Genomic DNA, 14,729 nt, shown 5'->3' with positions numbered 1-14,729 from the left:
GTCATGCCGGACTTGATCCGGCATCCAGCCACGGCGCGTCTGCGCTGTGAAAGGACCCTTCCGCGATCAAGGACTTGATCGCGCTGGACCCCCGGATCTAGGCCGGGGTGATGGAGCAGGGATGCTATGTCACCTATGAAAAAGGCCCGCAATCGCGGGCCTTTTTCATTTCCACATCCAGACGCGGTCAGGAAACCGCATCCAGCCCCTTTTCCAGCAGCCGGTCGAGCCCGGCCATTTCGGCGGCGGTAAGCGTGATGCCTTCGCTTTCGGATTTGGCGCGGGCCGTGAAGCGGCGGCCCGAGGGCAGGCGGGCGCCCTGGCCGATGATGGCGTCGAACAGGATTTCGGCGCGCTGGAAAGGATCGCCGGGGCGGCCCTTGGCAAAGGCTTCCGGCGAAAAAGCGATGATCAGCTCGCCATGGGTGGGGGCAAGCGTGGTGGTGCCGAGAAATTCGAGCGCTTCAGGGCTGGTCAGGTCACCGATCATGATGCCGGCGAGAAGCTCGATCATGGTGCCGATGGCTGATCCCTTGTGGCCGCCAAAGGGCAGCATGGAGCCGGCAAGAGCGGCTTCCGGGTCGGTCGTCGGCTTGCCGTCGGCATCCAGAGCCCAGCCTTCCGGCAGGGATTTTCCTGCCCGCCGGTGCAGTTCTATTTCACCGCGCGCCGCCACGGATGTGGCGAAATCAAAGACGTAAGGGGAGGTGTCCTTGCGCGGCCAGCCGAAGGCGAAGGGGTTGGTGCCGAGCAGCGGCTTGCTGCCGCCGGTGGGCGCTACTGTGGAATAGCTCGGGCACATGACCAGCCCGGCAAGACCATTCGAGGTAAGGCCCTCGACTTCCGGCCAGAGCGCCGAGAAATGCGTGCAGTCATTAATGACGAGCGCCGCGATACCGGAGCGTTTTGCCCGCTCCACCAGAACCGGCAGGCCAAGCTCGAAAGCGGGATTGGCAAATCCGCCATTGGCGTTGACCTTCACGATGGCGGTGCCGTCGTCCTCTGCGACTTCCGGTATCGCATCGGGCTTCACCTTGCCGGCCTTGACGGTGCGCAGGGCCCCTTCAATGCGGTAGATGCCGTGGGACTTGCAGGCGTCCCGCTCGCCCGCCGTGATGACGCGTGCGAGCGCCCCCGACTGCACGGCATTGAGGCCGGCCTTGCGGAATATCGCCTCGACCCTCTCAGAAAGCCCGTCAATGGTCAGGGTGGTGGTGTCGCTCATCATAATTCTCCGATAGTGGTCCGCACATTTTGAATACATAAAGTATACAAAGGTGTCTCTATTGCAACTCGTCTTTTTGGTGAGGTGCTGGAAATCAAGCGTTTCCGATAGAGAATTTTCGTCATCCGTGACGATTTCCCCGGCCTTGCTCCCGTGATTTTCTCCGACATCCAGCCGGCCTGTTTCCATGGATTCCCATTTTCACGAACCTCCCCACACACTCGACGTCATCCTCGGGCATGACCCGAGGATCCATCGATTTCAACGGGTTATGGATCCTCGGGTCAAGCTCGAGGATGACGGTGGAGAGGTTTTGTCTCCTTCCTGACCAGCCCTTGGCCGAAACCTTCGCGAAAACGCGCTTCTACATCACCCCATTTCCTCGTGCGCTATTTATCCCCGATGCTCGCTCTTATTGTTCGCAGGTGCAAAAATTCTTTTTGTATACTCCTTGTATTTTTATGTTGATTTATCGCCGCCATAGGGAAATAGTGACCGCGCCTTCAAGGGCAGACCAATTGTGGGAGCAAATAAAGAATGAAAAAATCGGTCATCGTCGCCGGCCTGCTGGCCGCCACTTTCGCTATTACGCCGGCCAAGGCCGACAAACTTGACGACATCATTTCGTCCGGCACGCTGCGTTGCGCTGTCGTGCTCGATTTCCCGCCCATGGGCGCGCGTGATGACGCCAACAATCCGATCGGCTTCGATGTCGATTATTGCAACGATCTCGCCAAGGCGCTCGGCGTTACCGCTGAAATCGTCGAAACGCCTTTCCCTGAGCGTATTCCCGCGCTGATGTCGGGCCGCGTCGATGTCGGCGTTGCTTCCACTTCGGATACGCTGGAACGCGCCAAGACGGTCGGTATGACGGTGCCTTACTTCGCCTTCGAAATGGCCGTTACCGCCAACGACAAGTCCGGCATCAAGTCTTTTGAAGACATGAAGGGCAAGACCGTCGGTGCAACCGCCGGCACGTTCGAAGCCATCGCGCTCGAAAAGACGGTCAAGGAATGGGGCGTCGGCGAATTCCGTCCGTACCAGACGCAGGCCGATGTGTTCCTCGCGCTCAGCCAGGGCCAGATCGACGCCACCGTTTCCACCTCGACGGTTGCGCAGTCCAACGTCAAGGGCGGCAAGTTCGCGGGTATCTCCGTGGTCGGCAAGGCGCCCTATGACATTGACTATGTCGCGCTCTTCACCAACCGTGACGAATACGGCTTCATCAACTACCTGAACCTCTTCATCAACCAGCAGGTTCGCACCGGCCGTTACGCCGAACTCTATGAAAAATGGGTTGGCGGTGAAGTTCCCTCGCTCACCGTCAACGGCGTTTATCGCTGATCAGGACTTTTCGTAAACGGCGCGGTCAAGATGATCGCGCCGTTGATCGTTTCTGAAGAGGCGGGACGCCCATGTTCAACTATACATTTCACTGGAATCAGGCGCTGAAGGCTTTGCCGCAGCTTCTGGACGGTGCGGTGGTGACGCTGCAGATTGCCATTCTGTCGATGGTGATCGGCCTTTCCTTCGCCATCCTGCTGACGCTGTTCCGGCTCTCCGGCAACCGCATTCTCGGCGCTTTCGCCTCCGTCTGGGTGGAAATCGCCCGCAACACGCCGGCGCTGTTCCAGATCTACATGGCCCATTTCGGCCTTGGCAATTTCGGCATTCACCTCAGCCCCTATACGGCGCTTCTGGTCGGTATCGCCTTCAACAATGCCGGTTATCTCGCGGAAAATTTCCGCGGCGCGCTAAAGGCCATTCCCGATACGCAGACGCGCTCCGGCCGCTCGCTCGGCATGACTTCGATGCAGACCTTCCGGCTCATCATCCTGCCACAGATGTTGCGTGTCGCCTTTCTGCCGGCCACCAACCAGATGGTCTGGGCGATCCTCATGACGTCGCTCGGTGTCACGGTCGGCATGAATACGGATCTTGCCGGCGTCACGCAGGCGCTTAATGCGCGCTCGTTCCGCACCTTCGAATTCTTCGCGCTCGCCGCGGTCATCTATTATGTGATCGCCAAGATCGTCACGCTCGCCGCCAGATTGCTGGCCTGGCGTCTGTTCCGTTACTGAGAGAGGTGAGCCATGTTTGAAACCGCTCTCACCTGGAGTGATCTCGCCTTCCTGGCCAAGGGTGCCGGCATGACGCTCGCCGTCACCGCCGTCGCCGTCACGGCAGGCACCATCATGGGGATCATCTTCGGCATCATCCGCTTCCAGCTCGGGGCCTACTGGTCGCTGCCGCTGACCTTCGTGCTGGATATTTTCCGCTCCGTGCCGCTGCTCATCCAGCTCGTGCTCGGCAACGCCTTCCAGTCGATCGCCAAGCTCGGCTGGCCGCCCTTCACCACTTCCTGCGTGGTGCTGTCGCTCTATACGGCGGCCTATTGCACGGAAATCGTGCGTGGCGGCATCGGCGCCGTGCCGTCCAACACGCGCCGCGCCTGCCGGTCGCTGGGCATGACCTGGTCGCAGGACATGCGATACATCGTGCTGCCGCTTGCCACCCGCGTGTCGCTGCCCTCGTGGATCGGACTGACGCTCGGCGTCATGAAGGATTCGGCGCTGGTGCTGTGGCTTGGCCTCATCGAGCTTCTGCGCGCATCGCAGATCCTCGTCACCCGACTGCAGGAACCGCTGACGATCCTGATGATCTGCGGCGCCATCTACTTCCTTATCAGCTTCCCCATCGCCCGTTTCGGCGGGTATCTCGAAAGACGGTGGTCCCCCAATGATTGAGATCGAAAACGTCCGTAAATCCTTCGGCCCGCTGGAGGTTCTGAAAGGAATCAACCTCACCGTCAACAAGGGCGAGGTCGTCACCATCATTGGCGGCTCCGGTTCCGGCAAGTCGACGCTGCTGACCTGCATCAACGGCCTCGAGCCGATCGACAGTGGCAAGATCGTCATTGACGGCACCGAGGTGCATGCGAAGTCCACGGACCTCAACAAGCTGCGCCGCAAGGTCGGCATCGTCTTCCAGCAATGGAACGCCTTTCCGCATCTGACGGTGCTCGAAAACGTCATGCTGGCGCCCCGCAAGGTGCTCGGCATCTCGAAGGAGCAGGCCGAAGAGATTGCGGTGAAGCAACTGACCCATGTGGGTCTCGCCGAAAAGCTGAAGGTCTATCCAAACCGCATGTCGGGCGGTCAGCAGCAGCGTATGGCGATTGCCCGCGCGCTTGCCATGTCGCCGGAATATATGCTGTTCGACGAAGTCACCTCTGCGCTCGACCCGATGCTGGTCGGCGAAGTGCTCGATACGCTGAAAATGCTGGCGGATGAGGGTATGACGATGATCTGCGTCACCCACGAAATGGCCTTCGCGCGTGATGTCTCGAACCGTGTCGCCTTCTTCCATCAGGGCGTGATGGCGGAAATCGGCACGCCGGACCAGCTGTTCGGCGCGCCGCAGCATGCCGAGACGCAGAAATTCCTGGCGAGCGTGCGGTAATGCCAGCCAATGATGTCATCGTCATCGGGGCCGGCGTCGTCGGCCTCTCGGCGGCAATCGCGGCGCAGGGCCGTGGCCTCTCGGTCACGGTCATCGACCGCGAGGGTCCGGCGGCGGGCGCTTCCGCTGGCAATGCCGGTGCCTTCGCCTTCACCGATATTCTGCCGCTCGCATCGCCCGGCATTCTGTGGAAGGCGCCGAAATGGCTGCTCGATCCGCTCGGTCCGCTCAGCGTGCCGCCGGCCTATGCGCTGAAGATCGCGCCGTGGATGTTCCGCTTCTGGCGGGCCTGTGCCGCCTCGAAGGTGGAACATTCCACCGCCGCCCAGACGGCGCTGATGGATCTGTCGAAGGCCAGGCTCGAGCCGTTCCTTAAAAAGACCGACACGATCGCCATGCTGCGCAAGGAGGGCAACCTCCAGGTCTATGAAAGCGAATCCGAATTCGAAAGCTCGCTTCCCGGCTGGAAGGCGCGCGAGCGGCACGGTATCGAGTTCCGGCACCTCAATGCCGAGCAGATGGCCGAAATCCAGCCTGGCATCGCGCCGCGTTTCACCTGCGGCACGTTTACGCCCGGCTGGTATTCCATCGCCGATCCCAAGCTTTATACGCTCGCACTGGCCGAGCATTTCCGCGCCATTGGTGGACGTCTCGAGCGCCTCGATATTGCGGCGCTGAGGCCGCTTGAAGACGGGATCGAGGTGGTGAGCCATGACGGACGCAGCCGTAAGGCCGGCAAGGTGGTGCTGGCGGCGGGCGCATTTTCACATCGCATCGCCCGTTCGCTCGGGGAAAAAATTCCGCTGGAAACGGAACGGGGGTATAATACGACCCTGCCGGCCGGCGCTTTCGAGCTGCGCACGCAGATAACCTTCGGCGGCCATGGTTTTGTCGTCACGCGGCTTTCTTCCGGCATCCGCGTCGGCGGCGCGGTGGAACTGGGCGGGCTTGAACTTGCCGCCAATTTCGCCCGCTCCGAAGCGCTTTTGAAAAAGGCGGCGAGCTTCCTGCCCGGTCTCAAAACCGAAGGCGGCAAGCAATGGATGGGCTTTCGCCCTTCGCTGCCGGACAGCCTGCCGGCCATCGGCCAGGCACGGCATACGGCGCGGGTGGTCTATGCTTTCGGCCACGGCCATCTGGGACTGACACAATCGGCTGGCACGGCCTGCATCGTCGCCGATCTTCTGACGGGGCAAAAGCCCGCCATCGATACAAGGGCATTTTCGCCACAACGTTTCTGACGGGGATTTCCGATGTCTTCTTCCCTTTCGACAACAGCCGTTCCTGAAGCCCGCAGCATTTTGGCCGGTGCGGCTGAAGGTCCCGTGATCGCCACGACAGAAGCGCTGAGTTTCTGGGGCGGGGTCGATCCCGCCACGGGCCGGGTCATCGACGTGCACCACCCGCTGCACGGCATCTGTCTCACCGGCGGCGTGCTGTTCATGCCCACCAGCCGTGGGTCCTGCACCGGTTCGGGCGTCCTGCTCGATCTTATCCTCACGGGCCGTGCGCCCTCGGCGCTGGTCTTCTGCGAGGCCGAGGATGTGTTGACGCTGGGCGCGCTCGTCGCGGCGGCAATGTTCGGCAAGCCTCTGCCGGTGCTGCGTCTTGACGCGGAGAATTTTGCCCGGTTCTCAAAGGCTGCTCGTGTCCGTATCGATGAGAAGACCATCGAGGCCGATGGCGTTTCCCTTGCCATCGCACCGCCGGCGACGGCGCATCTTGATCTTAAGGGTGACGACAGGGCAATGCTCGACGGCCGCGACGGCATTGCCGCGCAGCAGGCGATGCGCATCATCATCGCCATGGCCGCCCAGCAGGGGGCGTCAGCGCTTGTCGATGTCACGCAGGGTCATATTGACGGCTGCATCTATGCGAGCCCCGCCAATCTCACCTTCGCGGAGAAAATGGCCGACATGGGCGGCAGGGTGCGCGTGCCGACGACGATGAACGCCATTTCGGTCGACAAGGCGCATTGGCGTGCGCAGGGCGTGCCGGAGGATTTCGGCGATCCGGCCGCAAGGCTGGCGGATGCCTATGTGCGCATGGGCTGTCGCCCCACCTTCACCTGTTCGCCTTACCTGCTCGACAGCGCTCCGAATGCCGGCGAATCCATCGCCTGGGCCGAATCGAATGCCGTGATCTTCGCCAATACGGTTCTCGGCGCGCGCACGGCCAAACATCCGGATTTTCTCGATCTCTGCATCGCGATGACCGGCAGGGCGCCGCTTTCGGGCGTTTATCTGGAGGAAAACCGCCGGCCGCAGCGCATTGTCGATGTGGCGTTGCCGCAGGGCGTGGATGATGCGTTCTGGCCACTCATCGGTTATCTTGCCGGCAAGGCCGCGCCGGATTGCATTCCGCTGCTGCGTGGCCTTGGCCCTGCAAAGCCGTCGCGGGATGATCTCAAGGCGCTTTGCGCCGCCTTCGGCACCACCTCCGCCGCGCCCATGTTGCATATCGAGGGTGTCACCCCGGAAGCCGGGCTCGCGCCTTTGGAAACAGCCGAGACCGTCACCATTTCGCTTGCCGATATGGCCGCTGGCTGGTCGCTGCTGAATGAGGGGCCGGAGGACGTGCAGCTCGTTGCCATCGGCAGCCCGCATGCCTCGCTGGAGGAGTGCCGCGCGCTCGCCGCTGTGCTCGCCGGCCGCAAGCGGCATGCGGATGTCGCCGTCATCGTGACAGCCGGGCAGCAGGTCATCAATGCGGCCGGCCAGGACGGCACCTTGAAAAGCCTGCATGACAGCGGGGTGCAGGTGCTGCCTGATCTTTGCTGGTGCTCCATTTCCGAGCCGGTTTTCCCGACGAAGACCCGCGCTTTGATGACCAATTCCGGCAAATACGCCCATTACGGCCCCGGTCTCAGCGGCCGCGCAGTGCGCTTCGGCAGCCTTGCCGATTGCGTTGAAAGCGCGCTGACCGGCCGTGCCCCATCCCTTCTTCCTTCATGGCTTTCCTAAGGAGTTTTGAATGCGCAGTATCAAGACCGTTCATGTCATTTCCGCCCATGCGGAAGGCGAAGTGGGGGATGTGATTGTCGGCGGTGTCAAGCCGCCGCCGGGCGAAACGATCTGGGAGCAGAGCCGTTTCATAGCCCGCGATGAGACGCTGCGCAATTTCGTGCTCAACGAGCCGCGCGGCGGCGTGTTCCGTCACGTCAACCTGCTGGTGCCGCCGAAACATCCCGACGCGGATGCCGCCTTCATCATCATGGAGCCGGAAGATACGCCGCCCATGTCCGGTTCCAACTCCATCTGCGTTTCCACCGTGCTTCTCGATGGCGGCATCGTGCCGATGCAGGAGCCGGAAACCCATATGCTGCTGGAAGCGCCGGGCGGTCTGGTGAAGGTGCGTGCCGAATGCCGCAACGGCAAGGCCGAGCGCATTTTCGTGCAGAACCTACCGAGCTTTGCGGCAAAGCTCGATGTCGAACTCGAGGTTGAAGGCCTCGGCACGCTGAAGGTGGACACGGCCTATGGCGGCGACAGCTTCGTCATCGTCGACGCCGAAGCGATGGGCTTCAGCCTGAAGCCGGAAGAGGCGCATGAGATCGCCCGCCTCGGCGTGCGCATCACCAATGCCGCCAACAGGGCTTTGAGCTTCGAGCATCCCGACAACCCGGACTGGCGGCATTTTTCCTTCTGCCTGTTTGCCGGCAAGGTGGAGCGCACGGCCGAAGGCCTGCGGGCAGGGGCGGCCGTCGCCATCCAGCCGGGCAAGGTGGACCGTTCGCCAACAGGCACGGCACTTTCAGCCCGCATGGCGGTGCTGCATGCGCGCGGCGAGATGAAGGAAGGCGAAACACTGACGGCGGTGTCGCTGATCGGCTCAACTTTTACCGGCCGCATTCTTGGAACCACCAAGGTCGGTGATCGTCCGGCCATCCTGCCGGAAATTTCCGGTCGCGGCTGGATCACCGGCATCCACCAGCATATGCTCGATCCGTCCGATCCGTGGCCGGAAGGGTATCGTCTGACGGATACGTGGGGTGCGCGGTAAGACCCTCTCCATACCTCCTCTGTCATCCTCGGGCTTGACCCGAGGATCCACCTTCCGGCGTTACCATGGATCCTCGGGTCAAGCCCGAGGATGACGTCGAGAATGGGGGAGCGATGATATTTCTTCTCCCCGCCGGGGAGAAGGTGGCCCGAAGGGTCGGATGAGGGGGCAACGCTAACGATATGCGGAGAGCTAGCCCCCTCATCCCGCTGCCGCGGACTTCTCCCCGGCGGGGAGAAGAAGCAAGCAGCACCCGCTCGTTCCCCCTGGCTAGAGTCTCACCTACCCAGCCGCTTTGTCGTCTCCCGCACGATCAGCTCGAAGCCGACATCCACCCTTGCACCCTCGGGAACAATGGCATCCTTTTCCGCCTCCAGTATCGACAGCAGCAATTCGCCCGCCTTGCGGCCGATCATCTGGGCATCGACGCGGATCGTTGAAATCGCCGGATAACATTGCCGGCCGATATCGAAATCGCCGAAGCCGAGAATCGAGACCTGATCGGGCACATGAATGCCACGGCGATGACATTCCATCAGCGCGCCGACGGCGGAAATATCCGATACGGCGAAGATGGCCTCGACATCTGGCGCCTTGGCCAGCAGCGAGCCGAGGGTCTTTGCCCCGTGGTCATAGGAGACCGGGGCGCTGCCTTCGCGGATGATGAGGTCATCGGCAATGCCGGCTTCGCGAAGTGCGGCACCAAAGCCGAGCAGGCGGCTTTCGCCGCGCCAGTCCTTCACATCGCCATCGGCCCTCGATCCGAGCGCGCCGATTCGCTTGAAGCCAAGCGATATCAGATGCTTGGCGGCGGTTCTTCCCACTTCGTAATTGGAAAAACCGACCGCGTGATCGATCGGGTGTTCCGGCACATCCCAGATTTCCACGATGGGAATACCGGCGCGCATCAAAACTTCGCTCGCCATCTTGGTATGCACCGTGCCGGCGACAACGATGGCGTCGGGGCGGCGCTCCATCATGGTGCGGATGACGCGTTCTTCCTCCTGCAGATCGTACATGGTGTAACCGATCAGCAACTGGTAGTCGGCGGCGCGCAGCGCATTGGCGAGCCCCTGAGCGCTATCGGCGAAGTTGGAGTTGGTGAGCGTCGGCAGGATGGCGGTGATGAAATTGGTGCGGCGGGAGGATAGCGAACCGGCGATCCTGTCCGGCACATAACCCAGCTTCTCAATGGCCTTCATCACCTTCTGGCGAGTGTCCTCGGACACCAGGGCAGGATCGGCCAGCACTCGCGAAACGGTCATCTTGGAGACGCCCGCGAGTTTCGAGACATCGCTCATGGTTGCTTTTTTTGACGTGACTAACGCTGCGGCCAAGGGCGTGCGCTCCACCAAAGCATGTCTCCCTAAATTCGAACCGGTTCAGGACAAGACATACACGAAGATATCAAGGGAAAGCACGCCGTATGATTGCAGATCGATGCGGCGTGCACCGGATTTATGCGACGCGGCTATAGACCAGATGGTAAAAACGCCCGTCGCACATGCTCATCATCTCATCCGTCAGCACCCGGCCTTCCAGCCTGACCGGCGAAACCAGCGCTTCCTCCACTGCCTCCATCGACGGATAGTCGATTTCCTGCACCATGATGATTGAGGCTGCGTCCGGATCGGTGCGCTCGGTACGCATCACCCGCACCGCCTGCGCATTCGGCATGCGTTTCCAGACCGGCAGCAATTTCTCCTCGACGATGCGGAAAAACTCCTCCTCCCGGCCGGGGTGAATCCTGCCTTCGAAAATTGCCGAGCGTGTGTACATGTTTCCTCCCGAATGATTGCCGACCGAAACAGTTCTGTAGATCGGACTTGCAATGATACCGATAACATGCATTATTGATCCTGCCAAGAACGTGAAACGGTGTCGAACAGAGGAAAATCGATAACCAGCCAGAAACATTGAATTTAATGGGAAATTCATCTGGTTTTGTGCTTTCGCGGTTTCTTGGGAGGAGTTTTTAGTCAATCGCGTTAAAATGTTATCGAGAACATTTTTCGGTTTTGCGCAAGGCCGCTGTTCCATTTGGGCAGCCACTATAAGGTTGGAGGAGAAACCATGAGCATTTCAAGATTTCTGAAAAACATGACCGTTGCCGTCGGTGTTGCAGCAGCAACGCTCGCCGCAACCACATCCGCCCATGCCGTCTCGCTCAGCGAGATCACGGCGCGCGGCAAGGTCAAGATCGGTGTTCTGACCGGTGCGCCGCCGATGGGCATGGTGGATGAGAAGGGCAATCCTTCCGGTTACGACGTTGATGTCGCCAATCTCATCGGCTCTTACCTGTCGCTGCCGGTGGAACTGGTGCCGCTGACACCGCCTGCGCGTATTCCCGCACTTCAGACCGGCAAGGTCGATTTCCTTGTTGCGACGCTCGCGCCGACCGGTGAACGCGCCAAGACCGTGATGTTCACGCAACCCTACAGCGCCTTCAACATGGATATCATCTCCGGCAAGGACCAGAAGTTCGAAAATCTCGACAGCCTCAAGGGCAAGCGCGTTTCGGTCAATCGCGGTTCCTCGCAGGAAACCGCGCTGCGCAAGGCCAATGTCGAAGGTCTCGAAATCGTCGTTTACGAAGACGATTCCACCAGCGCCCAGGCACTGCTTGCCGGTCAGGTTGATGCTGTCGCCCTGCCGTCCACGGTTGGCGAAGCGATCATCAAGCAGCGTCCGGAAGCCGGTCTGCAGGTTGGTTTCACCTTCTTCCAGCAGGGCAATTCCATGGCGACCAAGCTTGAGGATTTCGAGCTGCGCCAGTGGCTGAACACTTCCATCTACCTCATGAAGATGTCCGGCGATCTCGACCGCATCTCGGTCAAGTGGACCGGCCGTCCGCTGCCGCAATTGCCAAGCTTCTGATTGAGCCTTTCAACGCGCCCGCCGGGAAGATTTTCGGCGGGCCCGGGAAATGTCAACGGAGTGACGCATGTCCTATACATTCCAATTCGGCGCGCTCGCCCAGTATCAGAATGAAATTCTGAACGGCATATGGCTGACGATCAAGCTGTCGGTCCTGTCCATCGTGCTCGGCTGCGCTTTCGGCATTCTTTTGGCCTCGCTGCGGTCCATCAATGGCGGCATCGTCCGCATCATCGTGGACGGTTATGTGGAAGTCATCCGCAATACGCCGTTTCTCGTGCAGCTTTTCATCGTCTATTTCGGCCTGCCGGGCCTCGGCTTCAGGGTAGGGGCGGATACGGCGGCGCTGATCGGCATGACAATAAACCTTGCCGCCTATTCGACGGAAATCATCCGTGCCGGCATTGAGGCGGTGCACAAGTCGCAGATCGAGGCGGGCGAGGCGCTCGGCTTTACCAAGTATCAGATCTATCGCCACGTCATCATCGTGCCTGCCATCGCCAAGGTCTATCCCTCGCTTTGCAGCCAGTTCGTGCTGATGATGCTGGCATCGAGCATATGTTCCGCCATTTCCACCCATGAGCTCGCGGCTGCCGCAGCCTTCGTGGAATCGCAGACCTATCGCTCCTTCGAGGTCTATATCGTCGTCACGCTCATCTATCTTGCGCTGGCGCTCAGCCTGCGGCTCATCCTTGCCCTTGTCGGCATGTGGCTGTTCGGCCGCCGCGTTGCCCGCAAGACGATGACCGCCATGCCGGAGGTGCAGTCATGACTCTTCGAACTTTCGGCTGGAACGAATTCGGCTTCCTGCTGACCGCCCTGCAATGGACCGTGCTTCTGACGATCATTGCGCTTATCGGCGGCGGCATTGTCGGCTGCTTCGTGGCGCTCGCCCGCACCTCGAATTTCAAGGCGCTGCGCATTGCCGCCGGCACCTATATCCAGGTGATCCAGGGCATTCCGGTGCTGATGATCCTGTTCCTGTCCTATTACGGCCTCAGCCTTGCCGGGCTGGAACTGCCGCCGCTCTTTGCCGCCGGCGCCTCGATGACGATTTATACATCGGGTTATCTCGCGGAAATCTGGCGCGGCTGCATCCAGGCAGTGCCGAAGCAGCAATGGGAGGCGTCGGAATCGCTGGCGCTGACCCGCGCCCAGCAATATCGCTATGTCATCCTGCCGCAGGCGATCCGCATTTCGCTACCGCCGACCGTCGGTTTCGCCGTTCAGGTCGTCAAGAATACGTCCATCGCATCGATCATCGGTTTCGTCGAACTGGCGAGAGCGGGGCAGCTCATCAACAATGCCACGTTCCAGCCGTTCCGCGTCTTCGTCGCCGTGGCCGTGCTTTATTTCATCGTCTGCTACCCGTTGTCCCAGCTGTCGCGTTGGCTGGAAAGGAGGCTTCATGCCGGAAGTAATCGTTGAAAACGTTCACAAGAGCTTTGGCGCTCTGGAAGTCCTCAAAGGCGTGTCGCTGACGGTCGGCCGCGGTGAAGTTTTCGCCCTCATCGGCCGCTCGGGCTCGGGCAAAAGCACGCTGCTGCGCTGCATGAACGGGCTGGAGAAGATCAATTCGGGCCGCATCGAAATCGCCGGTCACGCCATCGGGGAAGATGCCAAGGCGCTGCGCAAGCTGCGCACCGATGTCGGCATCGTGTTCCAGAGCTACAATCTCTTTCCGCATCTGACGGTCGGCGAGAACATCATGCTCGCGCCGCGCATCGTCAAGGATGTGGCGAAATCGGAAACCAAGGATATTGCCCGCGAGGTTCTGCAACTCGTCGGTCTTTCCGAGAAATTCGATTCCTATCCGGATCAGCTTTCCGGCGGCCAGCAGCAGCGCGTGGCGATTGCCCGCTCGCTCGCCATGCGGCCGAAGGTGATGCTGTTCGACGAGGTGACCTCGGCGCTCGACCCTGAATTGACCGAGGAAGTGCTGACCGTCATGGAAAACCTCGCCAAAGACGGCATGACCATGATCCTTGTCACTCATGAAATGGCCTTCGCGCGCCGCGTGGCGACCGAAACCATCTTCATGCACAAGGGCAAGATCTGGGAGCAGGGCCGTTCTTCCGAACTCTTCGCCAACCCGCAAACGCCGGAACTCCGGCAATTCGTCAAGGCCGATGTGAAGTAGTTCACCGGCGCAAAGGAAACTTCATGACCACTGAAATCGTGCAATTGTGCCCGCTCATCCCGGCACTGGAAGAAGAACTCGCGCAGCGCTTCACCGTGCATCGCCTGTTCGAGGCTGCTGACAAGGCGGCGTTCCTTGCTGACAAGGGTGCTTCAATCCGCGGCGTCGTCACCGGCGGCCATATCGGCCTGCCGGCGGATATTGGTGCCGCACTTCCCAATCTTGAAATTGTCGCCATCAACGGCGTCGGTTTCGACAAGGTGGATCTGACTGACGCCAAACGACGCGGTTTCCGCGTCTCCAATACGCCTGACGTGCTGACAGCCGATGTCGCCGACCTCGCGCTCGGCCTCGTTCTGGCACAGGCGCGCAAGCTGCCGCAGGCCGACCAGCATGTGCGCACCGGCCAATGGCTGAAGGGTGATATGGGGCTTTCCACCCGCGTCGCCGGCCGCCGTTACGGCATATTCGGCCTCGGCCGCATCGGCCAGGCAATCGCAAAGCGGCTCGAGGGTTTCGATGCGCGTATCTCCTACACCGCCAGAAACCGCCGCGATGTTGCCTATGATTATTACGACAGCATCGAGGCGCTGGCCGCCAATTGCGATGTGCTGATCATTGCCGCCGCCGCCACCGCCGAAACACGCCATATCGTCAATGCGGATGTGCTGAAGGCGCTCGGTCCCCAGGGTGTGCTCGTCAATGTGGCGCGCGGTTCGCTGGTGGATGAGAAGGCGCTGGTTGAGGCGCTTTCAAACGGCACGATCGGCGGCGCGGCGCTCGATGTCTTCGAAGACGAGCCGCGTGTGCCGGAAGCACTTTTCGCTTTTGATAATGTCACGCTCGCGCCGCATGTCGGCAGCGGCACGCACCAGACGCGGCGCGCCATGGCAGATCTCGTTCTTGCCAATCTTGACGCGCATTTCGCCGGCAAGGACCTGCCGACACCGGTGGTGTGACGGCAAGGAATTGATGCCTGTGGTCTCACGGCGCGGCTTCTGTCGCGCCGTTTTGCTTTCGGCT

Annotated in this window: 15 protein-coding genes; 12 read left to right on the top strand and 3 right to left on the bottom strand. The window is 60.8% G+C overall.

All coding sequences use genetic code 11. From position 1 onward, the window contains the following. Positions 1–187 precede the first annotated feature (187 nt). Entirely contained in the window at positions 188–1,225 is a 1,038-nt protein-coding gene (locus FY152_14305; GenBank protein UXS33346.1) for an Ldh family oxidoreductase, read from the bottom strand. 537 nt (positions 1,226–1,762) lie between these two features. Here FY152_14305 and FY152_14300 point away from each other — a divergent pair. The 7 genes from FY152_14300 (at position 1,763) to FY152_14270 (ending at position 8,689) form a co-directional block, all read left to right on the top strand. Beyond that, complete coding sequence (locus FY152_14300; GenBank protein ID UXS33345.1) at positions 1,763–2,569, top strand: transporter substrate-binding domain-containing protein; 807 nt, start codon at positions 1,763–1,765, stop codon at positions 2,567–2,569. 71 nt (positions 2,570–2,640) lie between these two features. Continuing rightward, on the top strand, positions 2,641–3,306 hold the full coding sequence (locus FY152_14295) for an amino acid ABC transporter permease (GenBank protein ID UXS33344.1): 666 nt from the start codon (positions 2,641–2,643) through the stop codon (positions 3,304–3,306). A gap of 12 nt (positions 3,307–3,318) precedes the next feature. Next, complete coding sequence (locus FY152_14290; protein ID UXS33343.1) at positions 3,319–3,972, top strand: amino acid ABC transporter permease; 654 nt, start codon at positions 3,319–3,321, stop codon at positions 3,970–3,972. Beyond that, positions 3,965–4,687 (top strand): amino acid ABC transporter ATP-binding protein, encoded by a 723-nt coding sequence (locus tag FY152_14285; GenBank protein ID UXS33342.1) that lies wholly within the window; start codon positions 3,965–3,967, stop codon positions 4,685–4,687. Before FY152_14290 ends, FY152_14285 begins: the two co-directional genes overlap by 8 nt. Next, entirely contained in the window at positions 4,687–5,928 is a 1,242-nt protein-coding gene (locus FY152_14280) for an FAD-binding oxidoreductase (protein ID UXS33341.1), read from the top strand. Before FY152_14285 ends, FY152_14280 begins: the two co-directional genes overlap by 1 nt. 12 nt (positions 5,929–5,940) lie before the next feature. After that, positions 5,941–7,650: a DUF521 domain-containing protein gene (locus FY152_14275; GenBank protein UXS33340.1), complete on the top strand. Its 1,710-nt coding sequence runs from the start codon at positions 5,941–5,943 to the stop codon at positions 7,648–7,650. Between the two features lie 10 nt (positions 7,651–7,660). After that, positions 7,661–8,689, top strand: coding sequence for a proline racemase family protein (locus FY152_14270; protein ID UXS33339.1), 1,029 nt, complete (start codon positions 7,661–7,663; stop codon positions 8,687–8,689). Positions 8,690–8,967: 278 nt separating this feature from the next. On the opposite strand, the gene FY152_14265 is transcribed toward FY152_14270, so the two are convergent. Both FY152_14265 and FY152_14260 read right to left on the bottom strand, forming a co-directional pair. After that, positions 8,968–9,990, bottom strand: a complete 1,023-nt coding sequence (locus FY152_14265; protein ID UXS33338.1) for a LacI family DNA-binding transcriptional regulator — start codon at positions 9,988–9,990, stop codon at positions 8,968–8,970. 157 nt (positions 9,991–10,147) lie between these two features. After that, positions 10,148–10,468 (bottom strand): hypothetical protein, encoded by a 321-nt coding sequence (locus FY152_14260; GenBank protein UXS33337.1) that lies wholly within the window; start codon positions 10,466–10,468, stop codon positions 10,148–10,150. 294 nt (positions 10,469–10,762) lie between these two features. Between FY152_14260 and FY152_14255 the strand changes: the two genes are divergently transcribed. The 5 genes from FY152_14255 (at position 10,763) to FY152_14235 (ending at position 14,665) form a co-directional block, all read left to right on the top strand. After that, positions 10,763–11,566 (top strand): transporter substrate-binding domain-containing protein, encoded by an 804-nt coding sequence (locus FY152_14255; protein ID UXS33336.1) that lies wholly within the window; start codon positions 10,763–10,765, stop codon positions 11,564–11,566. A gap of 67 nt (positions 11,567–11,633) precedes the next feature. Beyond that, a complete protein-coding gene (locus tag FY152_14250) occupies positions 11,634–12,338 on the top strand; it encodes an amino acid ABC transporter permease (protein ID UXS33335.1) in 705 nt (234 codons plus the stop codon). Continuing rightward, positions 12,335–12,994: an amino acid ABC transporter permease gene (locus FY152_14245; GenBank protein ID UXS33334.1), complete on the top strand. Its 660-nt coding sequence runs from the start codon at positions 12,335–12,337 to the stop codon at positions 12,992–12,994. Before FY152_14250 ends, FY152_14245 begins: the two co-directional genes overlap by 4 nt. Next, a complete protein-coding gene (locus FY152_14240; protein UXS33333.1) occupies positions 12,975–13,706 on the top strand; it encodes an amino acid ABC transporter ATP-binding protein in 732 nt (243 codons plus the stop codon). The genes FY152_14245 and FY152_14240 overlap by 20 nt, the downstream gene beginning before the upstream one ends. Before the next feature lie 23 nt (positions 13,707–13,729). Continuing rightward, positions 13,730–14,665 (top strand): 2-hydroxyacid dehydrogenase, encoded by a 936-nt coding sequence (locus FY152_14235; GenBank protein ID UXS33332.1) that lies wholly within the window; start codon positions 13,730–13,732, stop codon positions 14,663–14,665. The last annotated feature ends 64 nt before the right edge of the window (positions 14,666–14,729 follow it).

It is taken from the genome of Agrobacterium tumefaciens (genome assembly GCA_025560025.1).
Classification (GTDB): Bacteria; Pseudomonadota; Alphaproteobacteria; order Rhizobiales; family Rhizobiaceae; genus Agrobacterium.
The sequence above is the reverse complement of the archived record's forward strand: the minus strand, read 5'-3'. Positions and strand labels throughout refer to the sequence as shown.